The organism is Sphingomonas adhaesiva, assembly GCF_036946305.1.
Classification (GTDB): domain Bacteria; phylum Pseudomonadota; class Alphaproteobacteria; order Sphingomonadales; family Sphingomonadaceae; genus Sphingomonas; species Sphingomonas adhaesiva_B.
On sequence record NZ_JAQIJJ010000005.1, the window covers coordinates 39336 to 58469 of the forward strand.

General features: G+C 70.7%; 14 protein-coding genes. 4 read left to right on the forward strand and 10 right to left on the reverse strand.

The genetic code is table 11. The features are described from left to right. Positions 1–4 precede the first annotated feature (4 nt). From PGN14_RS09350 to PGN14_RS09380, 7 genes are all read right to left on the reverse strand, one after another. Positions 5–859: an HpcH/HpaI aldolase/citrate lyase family protein gene (locus PGN14_RS09350; protein WP_335299247.1), complete on the reverse strand. Its 855-nt coding sequence runs from the start codon at positions 857–859 to the stop codon at positions 5–7. A gap of 106 nt (positions 860–965) precedes the next feature. Beyond that, positions 966–2477, reverse strand: a complete 1512-nt coding sequence (locus PGN14_RS09355; RefSeq protein ID WP_335299248.1) for an acetyl-CoA acetyltransferase — start codon at positions 2475–2477, stop codon at positions 966–968. Next, positions 2474–3283: a crotonase/enoyl-CoA hydratase family protein gene (locus PGN14_RS09360; RefSeq protein WP_335299249.1), complete on the reverse strand. Its 810-nt coding sequence runs from the start codon at positions 3281–3283 to the stop codon at positions 2474–2476. Before PGN14_RS09360 ends, PGN14_RS09355 begins: the two co-directional genes overlap by 4 nt. 110 nt (positions 3284–3393) lie before the next feature. Next, positions 3394–5577, reverse strand: a complete 2184-nt coding sequence (locus tag PGN14_RS09365; protein WP_335299250.1) for a CaiB/BaiF CoA-transferase family protein — start codon at positions 5575–5577, stop codon at positions 3394–3396. After that, positions 5565–5951, reverse strand: a complete 387-nt coding sequence (locus tag PGN14_RS09370) for a hypothetical protein (RefSeq protein ID WP_335299251.1) — start codon at positions 5949–5951, stop codon at positions 5565–5567. The genes PGN14_RS09365 and PGN14_RS09370 overlap by 13 nt, the downstream gene beginning before the upstream one ends. Next, the gene (locus PGN14_RS09375) at positions 5948–6961 is read right to left on the reverse strand and encodes a phosphotransferase family protein (RefSeq protein ID WP_335299252.1); all 1014 of its coding nucleotides are present in this window, start codon (positions 6959–6961) and stop codon (positions 5948–5950) included. The genes PGN14_RS09370 and PGN14_RS09375 overlap by 4 nt, the downstream gene beginning before the upstream one ends. 118 nt (positions 6962–7079) lie before the next feature. Beyond that, entirely contained in the window at positions 7080–8192 is a 1113-nt protein-coding gene (locus PGN14_RS09380) for a hypothetical protein (protein ID WP_335299253.1), read from the reverse strand. A gap of 219 nt (positions 8193–8411) precedes the next feature. On the opposite strand from PGN14_RS09380, the gene PGN14_RS09385 reads away from it, so the two are divergent. The 3 genes from PGN14_RS09385 (at position 8412) to PGN14_RS09395 (ending at position 12661) form a co-directional block, all read left to right on the forward strand. Further along, a complete protein-coding gene (locus PGN14_RS09385) occupies positions 8412–10568 on the forward strand; it encodes a transglycosylase domain-containing protein (protein ID WP_335299254.1) in 2157 nt (718 codons plus the stop codon). A gap of 180 nt (positions 10569–10748) precedes the next feature. Continuing rightward, positions 10749–11750, forward strand: a complete 1002-nt coding sequence (locus PGN14_RS09390) for a threonine aldolase family protein (protein WP_335299255.1) — start codon at positions 10749–10751, stop codon at positions 11748–11750. Further along, positions 11747–12661 carry a DMT family transporter gene (locus PGN14_RS09395; protein WP_335299256.1) on the forward strand — a complete coding sequence of 305 codons (915 nt, stop codon included), beginning with the start codon at positions 11747–11749 and terminating at the stop codon, positions 12659–12661. The genes PGN14_RS09390 and PGN14_RS09395 overlap by 4 nt, the downstream gene beginning before the upstream one ends. Here the strand turns inward: PGN14_RS09395 and PGN14_RS09400 are convergent. The 3 genes from PGN14_RS09400 to PGN14_RS09410 form a co-directional block, all read right to left on the reverse strand. Beyond that, the gene (locus tag PGN14_RS09400) at positions 12571–13398 is read right to left on the reverse strand and encodes an NAD(P)-dependent oxidoreductase (RefSeq protein WP_335299257.1); all 828 of its coding nucleotides are present in this window, start codon (positions 13396–13398) and stop codon (positions 12571–12573) included. The genes PGN14_RS09395 and PGN14_RS09400 overlap by 91 nt on opposite strands. Further along, a complete protein-coding gene (locus tag PGN14_RS09405) occupies positions 13395–14609 on the reverse strand; it encodes a M48 family metallopeptidase (protein WP_335299258.1) in 1215 nt (404 codons plus the stop codon). Before PGN14_RS09405 ends, PGN14_RS09400 begins: the two co-directional genes overlap by 4 nt. Before the next feature lie 108 nt (positions 14610–14717). Next, positions 14718–16340, reverse strand: a complete 1623-nt coding sequence (locus PGN14_RS09410; protein ID WP_335299259.1) for a M28 family peptidase — start codon at positions 16338–16340, stop codon at positions 14718–14720. A 185-nt stretch (positions 16341–16525) separates the two neighbouring features. On the opposite strand from PGN14_RS09410, the gene pepN reads away from it, so the two are divergent. Beyond that, on the forward strand, positions 16526–19123 hold the full coding sequence (gene pepN / locus PGN14_RS09415) for an aminopeptidase N (RefSeq protein ID WP_335299260.1): 2598 nt from the start codon (positions 16526–16528) through the stop codon (positions 19121–19123). Positions 19124–19134 lie beyond the last annotated feature (11 nt).

Consider the following 19134-nt stretch of genomic DNA (forward strand, 5'->3'; position numbering starts at 1 on the left):
TTTTTTAGTGTCCGACCGCCTCCACCACCGCCAGCGTCCGCCGCGCCTCCTCCAGGTGGAGCAGTTCCACCATCTTCCCCTCGACCCGGATCGCGCCCTTGCCCGCATGCTCCGGCGAGTCGAACGCCGCCGTCACCTTGCGCGCCCACGCCACCTCGGCGTCGGACGGCGTGAACACGCGGTTCGCCGGCGCGATCTGCGCGGGGTGGATCAGCGTCTTGCCGTCGAAGCCCCATTCCAGCCCCTGGCGACATTCCGCCTCGATCGCATCGACATCGTCCAGCACGTTGCTGACGCCGTCGAGCGCGACCAGCCCCGCCATCCGCGCCACCAGCACCACCTGCGTCAGGATCGGCAGCAGGGGGCTGCGGGTCGCGCCGGGGCGGCAGCGCATCTCCTTGGCGAGGTCGTTGGTGCCGACCACGAACGCCGCGAGGCCCGTCGCGGGCGCGGCGGCGGCGATCGCGGGCAGGTCGACGATCGCGCGGCACGTCTCGATCATCGCCCACAGCCTTGGTCCTTCGCCCAGCGCAGCGCGCGCGGTGTGGAGGATGGCGGGGTCGGAAACCTTGGGCAGCAACACCGCGGCGACCCCGCTGTCCTTCAACGCGGCGAGATCCGCTATGCCCGCGTCCGTGTCGGGCGCATTGGCGCGCACCACCAGCTCGCGGCGGCCGAACCCACCGTCGCGCACCGCGGCGACCGCGGCGTCGCGCGCCGCCGCCTTCTGCTCGGGCGCGACCGCATCCTCCAGGTCGAGGATGACCACGTCGCAATCGAGCGTCCGCGCCTTCTCGATCGCACGCGCGTTGGAGGCGGGCAGATACAGCGCGCTGCGGCGCGGGCGGAAATGGGTCATGTGAAAGATCCTTACACCGTCACCCCGGGCTTGACCCGGGGTCCCGCTTTCTCGCCACCGTAGTAGAAGAAGCGGGACCCCGGGTCAGGCCCGGGGTGACGGAAGGTTACGCTACCGCACGCTGCCAGATCATATCGTCGCCCGCCGCGGCAATCTCGCCCACCGCGCCGACCGGTTCGGTCGCGCCATCGGTCAGCCATGCGATCGTATCGGCATCCTCCGCCGGCACCTTGGCCAGCGTGCGCTGGCCATCCGGGGTGCGCGCCACGACCACCCCCGCCTTCGCGCTGCCGTCGCGCGCGTAGAAGACTGTATAGGTCTCGACCGTCGCCGGACCGGCATAGTCCTTCACCAGTTCGGGCACGGCCCCGCGCGCGGCATCCGCCTCCGCCTGCACGTCGAAGTCGTGCGCCTCGCCCGCACCCGGCAGCGGCTGCATCGCCAACACGATCGCGTGATTGTGCGTCGCATAGCCGCCATTGGCGAACAGCAGCCCCTTCGTCCCCTCCCCGGCGCGCAGCGCGTCGACCATCTCGGCGACCGCATGGCTCATGTAATTGCCGATCGGCCCGCCACCGAAGGTCAGCCCGCCGAACACCGTCGCGGGCTTCTCCACCGGCCAGCCGATCACGCGCCGCGCCATCTTGGGCACGCAGGGGAAGCAGGAATACAGCTCGACCAGATCGAGATCGTCGGCGGTCACCCGATTATACTCCAGCGTCCGCGTCAGGCACGTCGCCATGCTGGGCGACTGGTCGTAGCGGTCGCGCGCGAGGAAATCGTCGTCCTCATGCGCCGACGCGCCGCGTCCGACATAGACGATCCGCTCCTCCGGCACGCCGCGCCGCCGCGCCTCGGCCAGCGAGGTGACGAGGAACCCCGCCCCCTGATTGACGCTGGAATTGGCGACCATCAGCTTCGTATAGGGAAAGGCGATCGGGCGATTGTCCGCGGTCGCGGTGGCGATCTCCTCCGCGGAGCGCGGTGCATGGATCCACGCCGCCGGAGCCTTGGCCGCAACCTCGCTGAACCGCGACCAGATCTCGCCCGACTCGCGCTGCCCCTCGTCCAGCGTCTGGCCGTAGGCGGCACGGCCGGCATTCTCGTAGAGCGGATAGACGTCGACCGGGGTGGAGAGGCCGTAGCGCTGGCGATAGCCGGGTGCCGCCTTCTTCGCGAGTGAGCGCAGCGGGTTCTGGTCCGCGACGCTGGTCTTCGCCGCCGCCGCGGCACGCTGGCTGGCGGTGCGCAGCGCCTCCGCCCCCGCCACTACGGCGATGGTGATCTCGCCGCGCGCGATGCGGTTGGCCGCTTCGTTGAGCAGCAGGATCGGGCTGTCGCCATTGGGACCGACCGATTCATAGGCCAGAGACGGCGTCGCGCCGATCGCCGCGCCCAGTTTCTCGGCCAGCGGGTTCTGCGTCATGAAGCTGATCTGCTTAACCACCGCGACCGAATCGACCGCGGCGAGCCAGCCGCCGCCCGCATCCTTGTCCGCCGCCTCCAATGCGGCGCGCATCAGGTCGAGCGGCTCCATCCCCTGCGCCGGATCGGCGGGGCGGTCGTTGACCTGCCCCACCCCGACGATGACCGCGACGCGGCTGTCGTCCACCATCATTTCGCCTTCCACACCGGCGCGCGCTTCTCCGCGAACGCCTTCGGCCCCTCACGCGAATCCTCGCTGGTGAAGACGATCTTCGTCTCGGCGCGGTTCTGCTTCCACGCCGCTTCCTCGCGCGGCACGCCGCGATCGACGATGCCTTGCGCCATCCGCTTCGATGCCTGCACCGACAGCGGCGCATTGACCGAGATCCGCCCGGCCAGCGTCAGCGCCGCCTCGATCAGCCCGCCCGCGGGCGCGACCGCATTGATCAGGCCCAGTTCCAGCGCCCGCGCGGCGGAGATGGGATCGCCGGTCAGGATCATCTCCATCGCGATCTTCTTGGGCAATTGCTCGGGCAGGCGGAACACGCCGCCCGCCGCCGCGAACAGCCCGCGCTTGGGTTCGGGCAGCCCGAATTGCGCGGTGTCGACCGCCACCGCTAGGTCGCACGCCAGCGTGATCTCCAGCCCGCCGCCCAGCGCATGGCCGTTGACCGCGGCGATGACCGGCTTGGAGATGGCGTGGCTGACCAGCCCCGCGAAACCCCATGCCGCCTTGGCGGGATCATCCGGCGCCAGGCTCTCACCCCGCGACAGCGCGACCAGATCGGCGCCGGCGCAGAACGACTTGTCGCCCGCGCCCGTCACGATCACGCAGCGCACCTCGGGGTCGTGTTCGGCGGCCTCCAGCGCATCGCCCACGCCTTCATGCACGAAGCGGTTGACCGCGTTACGCGCCTCGGGCCGGTTGATCGTCACGATCATCACATGGCCCTGCCGCTCGACCGTCACGGCGTCGTTGCCCAGTTCACTCATCGTCATGTCCCTTTCGTCAGGCCGCCTCGCGCACGGGTGTCTCGATCACCCGGCGGGACAGCAGATCCTCGATTGCGGCGCGCGACAGCCCCAGCCAGTCGGCCAGCACGCCGTCGCTATCCTCGCCGATGCGCGGCGCAGGCGTCTGTCCCGGCTCGGGCAGGCGCGTGCGCGCGGGCGCCCCCTCCACCGCGAACGGCACGTCGATCAGCGGGTGGCGTACCGTGCGGAAGGTGCCCAGCGCCTGGAACTGCGGTGCATCGGGCAGTTCCACCACGCGCAACATGTGCCCGGCGGGCACCCCCCGCCGCCTGTAGCGTCGTCGCCGCCTCGGCCGCGTCGCGCGTGCCGGTCCAGTCGGCGAGCGGGGTGTCGCCGATCACGCCGCGCAGCGCGGCGCGATCGGCCTCGTCGCGCGCGGTGACGACGACCCATTCGTCCTCGCCCGCCGCGGGATAGATGCCCCACGGCCCCTCGCGCACGGGCAGGTCGATGCCCGCCGACTGGCTCGCGATCTGCGTCGCCATATGCCCCAGCATCACCTCGGCCTGGCTGACGCTGGCGCTGCCGCCCCGCCCGGTGCGCCAGCGCCGGATCAGCAGCGCCACCGCGCCCACCGCGCCGACGCGCGCCGCGACGTGATCGGGATAGACGGTGATCCCGTCGGAAAAGCTCTCCGGCTCGCCGTCATAGGTCCATTGCGGGGTCAGCCCCGCGGAGCAGCGCACGAGCGGGCCATAGCCCAGCCGCCGGCTCCACGGCCCCGTCGGCCCGAATGCCGAACTGTCGACCGCCACCAGTGCGGGGTTGAGCGCCGCCAGCCGCTCGCGCGTGAAGCCCAGCCCGTCGAGCGTGCCGGGCTTGAAATTGGACAGCAGCACGTCCGCCTCGCGCAGCAGCCGCTCGAACAGCGCGCGCCCTTCGTCCGACTTCAGGTCGATCGACAGCCCGCGCTTGTTGCGATGCCCCGCCGCGAAGGTGATCGACACCGGCGCATCGTCGCGCGACTGGCGCTGGCCATCGGGGAAGGCGCCGTTCTCCACCTTCACCACGTCCGCGCCCTGATCCGCGAGCAGCCGCCCCGTCTCCGCCCCGACGACGATGATGCCCATGTCGAGCACCTTGACGCCCGCCAGCGGACGGTCGGCGGACGGCACCTGCCACGCCGGGCGCGCCGAACGGAAGGTGGCGCCCTCCTCCCGAACCGGCGCAGGTCCACGGATGCCGGCGCGCGCGCCGTCGATCTCGATCGTGCCGTTGGGGAAGGTGGCGCTCGCCCCCGGCGCCACCTCGACCGGCGCGAATGCCGCGCGCGCCGTCATCTGTGCGGTGCGCACCGCCTCGTTCAGGTCGAGCAACCCGGCGCAGGGAATGCCGCGCGCGGCGCCTTCCTCCTCGATCTCGGCGCGGGTCTTGTCCGCCAGGAAGCGCGCCATCGCGGGGATCAGGTCGGGCGAGCGGAAGCGGGTCTGGATCTTCTCCCATTCCGGCCCGGCGAACTGCTCGGGCCGCCCCATCCACTCCCACATCCCGCGCCATTGCCGCGGCGCCAGCACGCACAGCCGCACGAAGCCGTCGGCACAGGGGATGATCGGATAGCGATGCCGCTCGTCGACGCGCCCGCGCGACATCTTCCACGCCGGCACACCCGATTGCGCGCTGCCCGCCACCCCGAAGCCGGGGTCGAGCGCGGCCATCCCCGCCTCCAGCAGCGAGAGGTCGACATGGTCGCCGCGCCCATCGCGCAACCGCTGGACGAACGACACGAGCGCGACATAGGCCGCCTGCACCGCCGCGGTCTGAAACGTCAGCTCGCCGGGCGGCAGCAGCGGCTCGCGATCGGGCAGCCCGGAGCGCGACAGCCCACCCGACACGGCGTGGAGCACCGCATCGGTCGCCTGCCACCCGGCCCATGGCCCCGCTTGCCCGAAGTCGCTGACCGACAGCACCACCAGATGCGCGTGCCGCGCCGCGCGCCCGGCGGGGTCGAGCGCGAAATGCGCGTCGCTGCCCGGCCGCGTCGTCTCGATCAGCACGTCGGCCTCGGCCAGCAGCGCGTCGAGCGCGGGGTCGGCCGGGTCGATCGCGGTCGCGCGCTTGCCCAGATTGCGCGCGACCCACGACAGGCTGGTCCCCGCCAGCATCGGCCCGGCGGCACGATCGGGATCGCCCTGCGGCGGCTCGACGCGGATCACCTCCGCGCCCAGCTCGCCCAGCAGGCGCGCGGTGGCGGCGAGCGGCCCCGCCGCCATGTCCACCACGCGCACACCGGTGAGCGGAAGGTCGATTACTGCGGCCATATGAACTCCCGGCGAGCGGCGCTCTCGCGATAGAAACAGAGGATCGCGCGATCCTGCGCGGCGTCGCCCGCCGCCTCGACCGCGGCGTGGTGCGCGATCAGCGCCTCCGACAAGGCCGCCCATTCGGCGTCGAGCGCGGTCAGCGTCAGGTCCGCCGCCGTGGCGACGCCCGCGTCGGGCAGCAGCGCGCTCATGTCCGCGATATCGGCGGCGCGCCACGCCGCCGCGCGCTCCGCCTCCTGCGCGGACAACAGCCCCAGCAGCCCGGCGACGGTCATCATCGCACCGCCATAGGCATCGCTGCCCTGCACCGCCGCGCCGCTGCCCAGCGACACCATCGCGACCCCGGTCAGCACTTCGCCCACATCACTCATGCGGCCGCCTCCAGTTGCGCGGCGATGATCGCATCCTGCCGCCGCGCCACATACCAGCCCGACAGCCCCAGCACCGGATCGGTGCGCCCGCCGTCGACGAACTCGCGCCATGCCGAGGTCCAGATCGCGCGGCCCTTGACCGAATTGAACAGCGCCCACCAGCGCATCGCCTGCGGATCGACCGTCAGCCCGCTCGCGCGCTGCCAGATCGCCAGCGCGTCGTCGCGCGACACCATCCCGCACGCGCTGCCGGGGTCGAAATGATCCCAGATCGGGTCGAGTGCCCAGCCGAGATCCTCCAGCGGATCGCCCAGATGCGCCATTTCCCAGTCGAACATCGCCAACATCCGCCCGGCGCCATCGTGCATCATATTGCCCGAGCGATAATCGCCATGGACGATCGCGACGCGCTGGGCCGGCGGCGGCGGGGCGGCACGCAACCGGCGGATCGCGGCGCGCACGACCGGGATCGGCGCGTCCGCATCGTCGTCGATCACCGTCTCCCAATAATCGAGCGCGATGCGCCACGCCTCGTCGGGTGCCGGCGCGGGCAGGTGACCCGCCAGCGGCGTCCCCGCGACCGGTGCCGCGGCGAGCCGCCCCAGCGCGCCGAAGAACGCCGTCCCCAGCGCGGCGGCATGATCGCCGAACGGCGCGCGCGCGAACGGCGAGCAGACCTCGCCCCCCTCGACCCGCTCCATGATGAAGAACGGCCGCTCCAGCTCCGCCCCGTCGCGCTCCAGCGCCACCGCGCGCGGCACGGGGACGACGCCCTGCGCGCTTTCATAGGCGCGGAACTCGGTCTCGCTCTCGGTATCGATCAGGCTGCCGCCCGGATCGCGGCGCAGGATCAGCTGGTGCCGGGTGTCGCCCGCCACGGCGTCGAACCGCCACGTCTCGCGGCTGGCGCCGCCGGGGATGCGCGCCAGTGCCTCGATCGCGACCGGCGTGTCCCACAGCCGCGACAGATACGCCGCGACCTGATCGGGGTGGAGCGGGGTGCCGGTCATCGTCCGCCGCTCCGTGTTCCGGCGAACGCCGGAACCCAGGGCCACGCGCGACCACGCACGTTGCGTACCGCAACCCTGGGCTCCTGCGTGCGCAGGAGCACATCACCGTGCACACCCATCACGCCGGATCCAGCATGCCCGTGAACCCGGACGGCGCATGCGGGCCGATCGCCAGTTGCTCCAGCACGCCCTTGCCGCGGCGGACCTGCCCGTCCGGCCCGGTCATCGTCACCCCCACCGACGCCTGAATATGCAGGTGATGCGGCTGTAGCGGGTCCAGCTCGTCGGGCACGAAATCCTCGCGCTCGACGGTCAGCGCCTCGCCATGGCTGATGCCATGGCCCCAGGTGGGATGGGTATAGCCCAGGCCCTTCATCATGAAGGTGCGGCCGATGTCGAACGTCACCGTCGTGTCGCCCGACGCATCGGTCAGCACCGCCTCGGCGGTCTGCGCATGGCGCGATCCCTGGCGCCATGCGATGCGATATTCGGCCTCGTCGAAATGATGCTCGTCCTCCGCACCCCCGCCCTCGGGCCGCCACGTCGCGCGGCGGTTCCAGAAGCGGCCGTGCGCGTCGTCGTTGGTGTGGAGGTACAGCTCGCCGCCCTCCATCACGCACGGGCTCCACAGCCAGAAGAATTGCGGGGTGATCGCCGGGCTGGGCGGCTGCGCATCGGGCGCACCGATCGGGCGCACGCCCCAGCTGCGGTCGCGCGTGCCGATCCAGCCGGACACGTCGTGGCGCTCGCCGTCCACCTCGACCCAGCCCTCGTAGCGCCCGTTCTGCGTCAGCCGCGTCACGTCCATCAGCACGCGCGGGCCGTTGCGCCGGGTGAAGCGCGGCTCCTCCTGCGGGAAGGCGCGCCCGGTGAAGGTCAGCTCCGCCCGGATGCGCTCCTCCGGCGCGTCGACGGTGATGCGCAGCGCCTTCAGCGGCTCGACCACCTCGATCGCGATCGGGCCGACGCGCGTATCCATCCGCTCCATGTTCAGCCCGCGGCTGGCGTGCAGGTTTACCTGCCGCCCGCCCATCAGCCAGCAGAAGCTGGCATCGATCACGTTGATGTGCGGATAGACGCCCATCGCCACCGCCAGGAAGCCGTCGTCGCCGACGCCGGGCGCATAGCCGTTGAAATAATAGCGATCGTAGAAATTCCGGTCGGTGCCGGCATAGGCCACCGGCTCCGCGGTCTGGTGGATCGGATAGTCGTCGCCCTTGGTCAGCACCATGCACGCTCTCCCGCTCGCAGTCTGTCGCCGCCCCGCCCGCATGGTTGGACCACGCGCGGGGCGGGTGTCAACGACAAGATAACTTTAGTTACGCTGGACCGAGGGCGATCGCATGGCGGAGCGCGGTCGCTCTTTCGCGCGGCGCCGCGAACCGCTATCCTCCTTTCTACGGGCGCCGCTTGCGACGACTGTCCTATCCCTGTAAGACACTCGACGATCATGCGCCCCGACCCCTTCGACAACGGCCGCGTCCGCTACAATCATGCCCCGGGTGACGCGCCGGGCACGCCGCTGCCATCGTTCAGCGACTGGCATGACGATGCCCCGCCGACCGAGCCGTATCCGCCCTATGTCGGCGGCAGCGATGGTGGCGGCGACGGGCCGCCGCCCCGGCAGCGCTGGCGCTTCGCCGGGGCGGGCGTCGGCACCTGGATCGTGCGCGGGATCGCCGCGCTCATCGTGCTGTTCGTCGTCGCGGTGGTGTGGCTGGCGGTCACCGCGCCCTTGTCGCGCTCGCTCAAGCCGCCCACGCCGCCCTCGATCACGCTGACCGCGGCGGACGGCACACCGATCGCGCGGCGCGGCGCGATCATCGGCGCGCCGGTCGACGCGGCGAAGCTGCCCGCGCACGTCCGCAACGCCTTTGTCGCGATCGAGGATCGCCGCTTCTACTCGCACTGGGGCATCGACCCGCGCGGCATCGCGCGTGCCGCCTGGGCCAATGTCGGCTCCGGCGGGGTGCGCCAGGGCGGCAGCACGATCACGCAGCAGCTGGCGAAGAACGCCTTCCTCGATTCGGACCGCACCGCCGCGCGCAAGCTGCGCGAGGTCATGATCGCCTTCTGGCTGGAGGCGTGGCTGTCGAAGGACGAGATCCTCTCGCGCTATCTCTCCAACGTCTATTTCGGCGACAACGTCTATGGCATCACCGCGGCGTCGAAACATTATTTCGGGCGCACCCCGCAAAACCTGAACGTCGGACAGGCGGCGATGCTCGCCGGTCTGGTCAAGGCGCCGTCGCGGCTGGCCCCCACCGGCAACCTGAAGGGCGCCCGCGCGCGGCAGGCGGTGGTGGTCGGCGCGATGGTCGACGCCGGGCTGCTGACCCGCGCCGAGGCGGACCGCGTCCAGCCGCAGCGCGTGCTGAGCGACCGCCCGGAGACGCTGCCGACCGGCACCTATTTCGCCGACTGGGTGCTGCCATCGGCGCGCGAAGTCGCGGGCGACGCCGGCACCGACGCCACGGTGCGCACCACACTCGACCCCAGGATGCAGGCGACCGCCGAGCGCGTCGTCCGCCAGGCCGGCTTGCGCCAGGCGCAGGCCGCGCTGGTCGCGATGAAGCCCGATGGCGAGGTGGTCGCGATGGTGGGCGGGCGCAATTACGCCGCCAGCCCGTTCAACCGCGCGGTACAGGCCAAGCGCCAGCCGGGTTCCACCTTCAAGCTGTTCGTCTATCTCGCCGCACTCCGCGCCGGGCTCCACCCCGACACCGTCCGCGACGATTCGCCGGTCGAGATCGCGGGGTGGAAGCCCAAGAACGACGACAACCGCTACCTCGGCCCGATCACGCTGCAACGCGCCTTCGCGCGCTCCTCCAACGTCGTCGCGGCGCGGCTGACGCAGGAGGTGGGCGTGCGCAACGTCATCAAGGCGGCGCGCGACCTCGGCATCACCACGCCGATCGCCAACGAGGCGACGATTGGCCTCGGCACCGCCGAAGTCTCGCTGCTGGAGCTGACCTCGGCCTATGCCGCGGTCGCCAGCGGGCGCTATCCGGTGGTGGCGCGCGGGGTACAGGGCAACCGCAGCGCCAGCTGGTACGAGGCGATCGCGGGCCGCGACCGCGCCATGCCCGACAATATCCGCGACGAGATGAAGCAGCTGCTCAACTCCTCGATCCGCGGCACCGGGCGCGACGCCAACCTGCCGGTACAGGCATTCGGCAAGACCGGCACCAGCCAGGGCGGGCGCGACGCCTGGTTCATCGGCTTCGCGGGCGATCTGGTGGTCGGCGTATGGGTCGGCAACGACGACAGCACGCCCAACCCGGGGCTGCACGGCGGTGGCATCCCGGCGCAGATCTGGCGCCAGTTCATGATGAGCGCACTCAGCATCCCCGTCGTCGCCGCGCCGATCGACGACGCGGATCTGGCGCCGATCGACAATGCGATCGACGCGCTGGGCGACGATGTCGGCGGGCAGGTGCAGGACGCGATCCAAGGCGCACCGGCACAGATCGACCAGGCGGTGGATCGCCTGCGCGACCTCGGCATCGACGTGCCGAACCCGCCGGAACCCCGCAGCCCGCGCGAGCGCGTCCCTGCGGATCGCGCGCCCGACGACCGGGACACGCCACCGCCGCCGGAATTCTGAACCTCGTCACCCCGGACTTGATCCGGGGTCCCGCTTCTTCAGCAACATCGGTGAGCAAGCGGGACCCCGGCTCAAGGCCGGGGTGACGGAGTTGGTTTCGCGATGTCACGAGCCTCACTCCGACGACGCTACTACGACAGCGATATTGACCTGCCGCCCCCGCTATCCGACAGCGGCATCATGCGCTTCTTCTCCGACAATGCCGCCCCCGTTCACCCCGCCGTGCTGCGCGCCATCGCCAGCGCCGACGAGCTCGACACCGCCTATGACGGCGACCGCTGGTCGAAGCGGCTGGACGAGCGCTTCTCCGACCTGTTCGACGCCCCCGTCCGGGCGCTTTGGGTGCCCAGCGGCACCGCCGCCAACTGCCTCGCGCTCGCGGCCCTGTGCCCGCCGCACGGCGCGGTCGTGTGCCATCGCGACGCGCATATCCAGAACGACGAATGCGGCGCGCCCGAATTCTACACCCATGGCGCCAAGCTGATGCTGGCCGATGGAGAGGGCGCGAAGCTGACGCCGGACACGGTGGAAGCGGTGCTCAACCTCGCGCGCTACGACGTGCATCAGCAGCGCCCGCACGCCATCTCCATCACCAACGCGACCGAATATGGCCGCGTCTATTCGCCCGACGAGACCGCCGCGATCGGCGAGGTCGCCAGGGCGCGCAACCTGGGCTTCCACGTCGATGGCGCGCGCTTCGCCAATGCGGTGGTCGCGACCGGCGCGCACCCGGCTGACCTGACATGGCGTGTGGGCGTCGACGCGCTCAGCTTCGGCTTCGTCAAGAACGGCGGGATGAACGCGGAGGCGCTGATCTTCTTCCGCCCCGACCTCGCCGACGACACCATGTTCCGCCGCAAGCGCGCCGGGCTGCTGCTGTCCAAGGGCCGCTATCTCGCCGCGCAATTGCTGGCGATGCTCGACGACGACGTCTGGCTCGACTGCGCGCGCGCCAGCAATGCGGGCGCGGCGCTGCTGGCGCAGGCGGCGGCCGGGCGGCTGGTCCATGCGGTCGAGGCGAACGAGGTGTTCCTGCGCGTCACCCCCGACGAGGCGGCGGCGCTGCGTGGCAAGGGGTTCGACTTCTACGACTGGGGTCCGGGCGAGGCGCGGCTGGTGATCAGCTGGAACCAGCGCGAGGACGTGATCCGCCCGCTGGCCGACGCCATCGCCGCGCTGTGACCGAGGACCGCCCCAATAGCACCCGCGCCGCCGCCCTGATCCCCTTCTTCACCGTGGTGATGATCTGGGGATCGACCTGGATCGTGATCCGCCACCAGCTGGGCGTGGTGCCCGCGAGCTGGTCGGTCTGCTACCGCTTCGTCGTTGCTGGCGTGGTGTTGCAGGCGGTGGCGATGATCCGGCGCGAGCGCGTGACGCGCGACGCCGCCTTCTGGCGCTTCGCCGGATGGCTCGGCGTGTTCCAGTTCGTGCTCAACTTCAACTTCGTCTATCGCGCGGAGCATTATATCACCTCCGGGCTGGTGGCGGTCGTCTTCGCCTTGCTGCTGATCCCCAATGCGCTGCTGGCGCGCCTCTTCCTGGGGCAGCGGCTGGGGCGGCAGCTGGCGGTCGGTTCGGCGATCGCGATGGCGGGCGCGGGGCTGCTGTTCGTGCAGGAGGCGCGCGCCGATCCCACCGCGACCGACCGCACGTTGATCGGGATCGCGCTTACCTTATGCGCGATCCTCTCCGCCTCGTCCGCCAATGTGATGCAGGCGACGAAGACCGCGGCCCGCTATCCGATGATCCCCATGCTCGCCACCGCGATGCTGATCGGCGCGACATTGGACGGGCTATGGGCGTGGATCACCACCGGACCGCCGGTGTTCGACCCGCGCCCGGGCTATGTCGCGGGCGTGCTGTACCTCGGCGTGATCGCCTCCAGCCTCGCCTTCACGCTCTATTTCCGCATCATCCGCACGATCGGCCCGGCCAAGGCGGCCTATAACGGCGTGATCGTGCCGGTGATCGCGATGCTGCTGTCGACGCTGTTGGAGGGCTATCGCTGGTCGCCGCTTGCGATCGCGGGCGCGGCGCTGGCGGGCGTCGGGCTGGTCGTGGCGCTGAGCGCGCGCAGGCCGGCGCGGTAATCGGGGTAGCGCGGGGTCCAGCCGAGCACCCGCTTCGCCCTGCCGTTGGCGACGCGGCGGTTCTCCGCGTGGAAAGCGCGCGCGGCGGGGCTGAGCGCGGACAGCGCGACGATCGCCGGCGGATCCATGCCCAGCAGGCGCGCGGCATGCTCGATCACCACATCCTGCGGCGCGGGCAGGTCGTCGGAAAGGTTGTACGCGCCCGGCGGCGCATCGAACCCCGCCACGACTCCGCTGGCGATGTCGGCGACATGGACGCGGCTGAACACCTGCCCCGCCACCCCGGTGCGGTGGGCCTTGCCCTCAGCCACGCGTTCCAGTGCGGAGCGGCCGGGGCCGTAGATCCCCGGCAGCCGGAACACTCGCGCCCCTAGCGCCAGCCACGCCGCATCCGCCGCGTTGCGCGCCGGCCGCCGCCCACGATCGGCGGGCGCATCCTCATCCACCCACGCCCCGCCGGTATCGCCGTACACGCCGGTCGAGGACAGATACCCCAGCCACCGCCCCGCTAGGGCATCGCCATAGCGCGCCAGCACCGGATCGCCCTCCCCCTCGATCGGCGGGACGGAGGACAGGACGTGCGTCGCCGCCACAACGCCCGCCAGCACCGCGCTCTCGTCGTCGAAGCGGATCGTGCCGTCGCGCAAGTCGCGCGTCGTGGCCAGCACCGCGCCGCCTGCCGCATCGGCGATCGCGCTCGCGGCATAGCCCAGCCCGAAGACGAACAGCCGCGTCACTTCGCCACCGCCAGCGTCGGGCGCTCCATCGTCGCGCCCGGCACATGATCCTTCTTCCACTGCATCGCGGCGCGCACCCGCGCCGCACCGGAGGGATGGTCGTAGAACAGGAATTCCTCGACCGCGCCCGGCTCCAGCTTGCGATATTCCGACAGGCGGATCGCGGTGCGCGCGAAGGCGTCCGGCTGGCGCGCGGCGTCGAGGCCGAAGGCATCGGCGGACACTTCGTTATGCCGGATCATATTGTTCTGCACCGGCGTCAGCACCAAGGCGCCGACCGCCACCAGCGCCAGCAGCACCGGCGCCGCCGCCGGATCCGCCAGATCGCGCACGCCCCAGCGCGGGTTGCGCCGGATCAGCCACGGCCCCACCCGCGACGCGGCGAAGAACAGCAGCGCGAAGATCAGCGTCATCCCCGCCACCAGCCACCAGATGTGGCGCAGCACGTAATGCCCCATCTCGTGCCCCATCACCGCCACCACCTCGTCCGGCGTGGTGCGGTTCAGCAGATTGTCGTTGAGCGTGATGCGGATCGTCGGCCCGATGCCGGAGACATTGGCGGAGATGCGCTTGGTCTGGCGTGACGCATCGGAGACGTAGATATGATCCGCCGGAATGTCGTGCGCCCGCGCCACCGCGACGATGCGTTCGCGCAACGGCCCCGCGGGCAGCTCGGTATAATTGTTGAACGCCGGCGCGATGAAGATCGGGAAGATCAGCGCCCCCAGCGCGATCAGCCCCGCCGCGCCGCCCGCTCCCCACACCCACCACGCCCGCGGAAAGCGCCGCAGCGCGACGAACAGGATCGTCAGGATCAGGATGTTGCCGACCAGCCCCAGCCCCAGCATCTTCGCCGCATCGCCCGCCCAGGCGGGGAGCGTCTGGTTCGACATGCCATATTGATGCTCGCGCAGGTAATCGGTGTAGAAGGACCAGGGCAGCATCAGCAGCGACGTCACGATCGTGAACGGCACCGCATAGAGCGCAGGCACCAGCCATCGCCGCCGCGTCCGCCGCTCCACCGCGTCGCGCCACCTGGCCGACCAGCCGGTGGCGAGCACCAGCCAATAGACCGCGACCGCGACCAGCATGCCCCACAGCAGCAACCACTCCCCGCCCTCGAAATAACGGTCCGACACCGCACGGGCCGGACCTTGCACGAGGTTCAGATAGGCCCGCGTGGCGGTGTCGACGTCGAACTGCGGATTCATGCCTTGCCCCTGGGTTCGTCACCCCGGACTTGATCCGGGGTCCCGCTTCCTTTCGCACCGTCGGATAGAAAGCGGGACCCCGGGTCAAGCCCGGGGTGACGGGGAAACTCACCGCCCCATCGGCCCACCATATAAGGTGCCGAAATAATCCCCCTTGTTCCACCGCGGGCGATCCGCCGCATCCGCGATCTCGCGCGCGATGCGATAATTGGCGTCGACGAACCGCACCCCCTGATCCCACCGGATCGGCTGCGACAGGTCGTCGCACGGGCGATGGTAGCAGCGCGACATGAACGCCTCGAACGCCGCCTTCCCCGGCCCCTTCAGCCCGGGCCACAGGAAGATCGAGGGCACGCCCTTGCGCACGAAATTGTAATGGTCCGATCGCACGAAGATCGACATCTCCGGGATCGGATCGGGCGACAGCGTGACGCCCAGCGCCGCGGTCGCGCGCGCGATGATCGGCCCCAGCGTCGAGCGGTCGCCGCCGAACGCGATCATGTCCTCGAACGGATAGGTCAGCACCGGCATGTCGAGGTTCACGTCCGCCACCATGTCGGCGATCGGCACCGGCGGATGGTGGACGAACCAGTCGCTGCCGATCAGCCCCTTTTCCTCCGCGGTCACCGCGAGGAACAGGATGCTGCGCTTCGGCGCGGTGCCCGCCGCCTTGAACCGCTTGGCTTCCTCGATCAGGCTGGCGATACCGATCGCATCGTCGAGCGCACCGTTATAGATCGCATCGCCGTCCACCGGCGTGCCCACGCCGACATGGTCGAGGTGCGCGGACAGCACCACCACCTCCTTCGCCAGCGCGGGATCGCTGCCGGGCAGCATTCCCACCACGTTGCTGCTGGCGAACGGGCGGAGGGTGGTAGCCGTGTCGACCGCCAGCACGCCCGGCGCGGCGATCGCCGTCACGCCGCGCCCCTTCGTCTGCGCCGCCGTGCGCACCGCATTCCAGCGCGCGCCGAACAGCTTGGCCGTCCCCGTGGGCGACAGCGTCGCGAGCAGCGGAATCGCCTCCGCCCCGCCGCCGACCCCGGCGGGCGTCGCCCAGGTCACCCGCTCGCCCGCGAACGCGCGCTTGACCGCGTCGAATGCGGGCGCGCCGCGCGCCGCCGCGCGCAGGTCGGCGAGCGCGATCGCACCGACCGCGCCATGCGCCGCCGCGGCGCGCAACCGCGCCTCCGCGCCGCCGAAGGTCGCCGCCACCTCGCTCGGCAGCCCGTCCGGCGCGCCGCCGACATAGGCGACGATCTTGCCCCGCACGTCGACGCCGCGATACGCGTCCAGTCCATAGGCGGGTGCCTCCAGCCCGTGGCCCACGAACACCACCGGCGCCGATGCGTGCGTCGTCTTCGCGGCAGGATCGGCGGCGGGCACGTAGTCGCTGCCGAACGCCAGCGCGCGCGCCGTGCCACCCGCTGGCGTCCAGGTCAGTGTCCCCTCGCCAGCGGCCTTGTAGCCGAGCAGCTTCACCGCCTGGAGATAGCCACCGTCATCCCCCATCGGGCGCAGCCCGGCGGCATAGAATTGCGCGGCGACATATTGCGCGGCGATGTCGAACTCGCCGCTCCCCGCCTCGCGCCCGCGCATCGCATCGGAGGCGAGGAACATGACATGCGCCTTCATCGCCGCCTGGTCGGCGGGCAGCGGGACGGTCTGGGCGGCGAGCGGAGCGGCAACCACCGCGATGGCGGCGAGGGCAAGCGACAGGATACGCATCATCGCCGTGTCGTAGAACGGTATCAGGCGAAACGGAATTGCTCACTTACCGTCACCCCGGCCTTGAGCCGGGGTCCCGCTTTTTCTCCCGGCCGCAGCAGAAGCGGGACCCCGGCTCAAGGCCGGGGTGACGTTGCCACTCGCAACTCCCCCATGGAACCAACGCCCTCCCCGGCTATACTCCCCTGATGGCCGATGCTCGCTCCACTCCCGCCCTTCCCGCCGTCACGCGCCGCAGCGACTATGCGCCGCCGCCGTGGCTGGTGCCGCAGGTGGCCCTGGACCTCGCGCTCGATCCGTCCGCGACGCGGGTGCGCGCGCGGCTGGAGGTGACCCGCAACGGCGCGCACGCCGCTCCGCTGCGGCTCGACGGTGCGGGACAAGCGCCGCTGTCGGTCACGGTCGATGGCGTCGCGGTCAACGACTGGACGCTCGACGGCGAGCAGCTGGTCATCCCGCTCACCGGCGACGCGCATGTCGTCGAAACCGAGGTGGAGATCGCGCCCGACCGCAATACCCAGCTGATGGGGCTCTATGCCTCGGGCGGCAATCTGTGCACGCAATGCGAGGCGGAGGGGTTCCGCCGCATCACCTGGTTTCCCGATCGCCCCGACGTGCTCGCCACCTATCGCGTCCGCATGACCGCCGACAAAGCGCGCTTCCCGGTCCTGCTCGCCAACGGCGATCCGATCGCGAAGGGCGACAATGCCGACGGCACGCACTGGGCGGAGTGGCACGATCCCTGGCCCAAGCCGTCCTACCTCTTCGCGCTGGTCGCGGGCGATCTGGCGGTCAACCGCGACACGTTCGTCACCCGCTCGGGCCGCACCGTGGAGCTGGGCATCTGGGTGCGCGCGGCCGACGTGCCCAAGACCGACCATGCGCTCGCCGCGCTGAAGCTGTCGATGGCGTGGGACGAGCGCGTCTATGGCCGCGAGTATGACCTCGACGTGTTCAACATCGTCGCGGTGGACGATTTCAACTTCGGCGCGATGGAGAACAAGGGGCTGAACATCTTCAACAGCCGCTACATCCTCGCCGACCCCGATACCGCGACCGATTACGATTACGACGCGATCGCCGCGGTGGTCGCGCACGAATATTTCCACAATTGGTCGGGCAATCGTATCACCTGCCGCGACTGGTTCCAGCTTTCCCTCAAGGAAGGCTTCACCGTCTATCGCGATCAGGGCTTCTCCGCCGACCAGGGATCGCCCGCGGTGCGCCGGATCGAGGACGTTCGTGCCCTGCGCGCGGCGCAGTTCCCGGAGGATTCCGGCCCGCTCGCGCGTCCGGTGCGCCCGGAAAGCTATATCGAGATCAGCAATTTCTACACCGCCACCATCTATAACAAGGGCGCGGAGCTGATCCGCATGATGGCGACGATGCTGGGTCCGCAGCGCTTCCGCGCCGCCACCGACCTGTATTTCGAGCGGTTCGACGGCACCGCCGCCACCTGCGAGGATTTCGTGGCGTGCATGGAGGAAGCGGGCGACATCGACCTGTCGCAATTCCGCTTGTGGTATGCGCAGGCGGGCACGCCGCGCGTCTCCGCCACGCTGATGCATGAACCCGCGGGGGGCCGCGCGACGCTCAATCTGGCGCAGAAGGTGCCCGACACGCCGGGCCAGACCGGCAAGTCGCCACAGGTCCTACCGCTGAAGCTACGGCTGTTCGGCGCGGAGACCGGGCAGCCGCTGGGCGACGAGCAACTGGTGATCCTGTCCGACACCGCCGCCAGCATCACCTTCGAGGCGGTGACCGAGCGCCCGATCGTGTCGCTCAATCGCGGCTTCTCCGCCCCCGTCATCGTCGAGAGCGACCGCTCCGCCGCCGATCTCGCCTTCCTCGCGCGGCACGACGACGATCCCTTCGCTCGCTATGAAGCGATGCAGCAGCTGATGCTCGACACCTTGGTGGCCGCGACCGTCGAGGGCGAGGCGGACCATGCCCCCGTCATCGCCGCGGTGGCGGACACGCTGGACGATACCACCCTCGACCGCGCGTTCGTCGCGGAGGCGGTGCTGCTGCCCGCGGAGAGCTTCATCGGCGACCAGTTGAGCCTCGTCGATCCGGAGGCGATCTTCCAGGCGCGCGAGGCATTGCGCCGCGATCTGGCGCGCGCGCTCGACGCGCGCTGGCGCGCCGCCTGCGATCCCGCGACGATCCGCCCCTATGCCTATACGCCGCAGGACAAGGGCGTGCGCCGGCTGCGCAACGTCGCGCTCGGCTATGTCACCGCCTCGGGCGCCTCGGATGCAGCCGCGCTGGCCTATGCGCAGTTCGAGGCGGCGGACAATATGACCGATCGTCAGGGCGCGCTGACCGCGCTGGCGGGCGGCACCTCGCCCCAGCGCGACGCCGCGCTCGACATCTTCTACCATCGCCACGCCGGCAACGCGCTGGTGCTCGACAAATGGTTCCAGACGCAGGCGCTGTCGACCCGCGCCGACACGCCGCAGCTGGTGGCCGAACTGGCCGGTCATCCCGATTTCACGCTCGCCAACCCCAATCGCGCGCGCGCGCTGGTGGGCGCGTTCGGGGTCAACCAGCGCGCCTTCCATGCCGCGGGAGGCGCGGGCTATGTCTGGCTCGCCGACCAGCTGCTGGCGCTCGACGCACTCAATCCGCAGACCGCGGCGAAGCTGCTGCCTCCGCTCGGCCGCTGGCGCCGCTTCGACCCGACCCGCGCCGCGCTGATGCGCGCGCAGCTGGAGCGGATCGTGTCGGCGCCGGGGATCAGCAAGGATTTGTTCGAACAGGCATCGAAGTCGCTGGAGGGGTGAGCGCGCGCCAG

What these genes read in the sequence shown, in the direction of transcription:
- PGN14_RS09350 (WP_335299247.1), bottom strand. Translation starts at nt 859, where the DNA reads ATGACCCATTTCCGCCCGCGCCGCAGCGCGCTGTATCTGCCCGCCTCC.
- PGN14_RS09355 (WP_335299248.1), bottom strand. Translation starts at nt 2,477, where the DNA reads ATGATGGTGGACGACAGCCGCGTCGCGGTCATCGTCGGGGTGGGGCAG.
- PGN14_RS09360 (WP_335299249.1), bottom strand. Translation starts at nt 3,283, where the DNA reads ATGACGATGAGTGAACTGGGCAACGACGCCGTGACGGTCGAGCGGCAG.
- PGN14_RS09365 (WP_335299250.1), bottom strand. Translation starts at nt 5,577, where the DNA reads ATGGCCGCAGTAATCGACCTTCCGCTCACCGGTGTGCGCGTGGTGGAC.
- PGN14_RS09370 (WP_335299251.1), bottom strand. Translation starts at nt 5,951, where the DNA reads ATGAGTGATGTGGGCGAAGTGCTGACCGGGGTCGCGATGGTGTCGCTG.
- PGN14_RS09375 (WP_335299252.1), bottom strand. Translation starts at nt 6,961, where the DNA reads ATGACCGGCACCCCGCTCCACCCCGATCAGGTCGCGGCGTATCTGTCG.
- PGN14_RS09380 (WP_335299253.1), bottom strand. Translation starts at nt 8,192, where the DNA reads ATGGTGCTGACCAAGGGCGACGACTATCCGATCCACCAGACCGCGGAG.
- PGN14_RS09385 (WP_335299254.1), top strand. Translation starts at nt 8,412, where the DNA reads ATGCGCCCCGACCCCTTCGACAACGGCCGCGTCCGCTACAATCATGCC.
- PGN14_RS09390 (WP_335299255.1), top strand. Translation starts at nt 10,749, where the DNA reads ATGCGCTTCTTCTCCGACAATGCCGCCCCCGTTCACCCCGCCGTGCTG.
- PGN14_RS09405 (WP_335299258.1), bottom strand. Translation starts at nt 14,609, where the DNA reads ATGAATCCGCAGTTCGACGTCGACACCGCCACGCGGGCCTATCTGAAC.
- PGN14_RS09410 (WP_335299259.1), bottom strand. Translation starts at nt 16,340, where the DNA reads ATGATGCGTATCCTGTCGCTTGCCCTCGCCGCCATCGCGGTGGTTGCC.
- pepN (WP_335299260.1), top strand. Translation starts at nt 16,526, where the DNA reads ATGGCCGATGCTCGCTCCACTCCCGCCCTTCCCGCCGTCACGCGCCGC.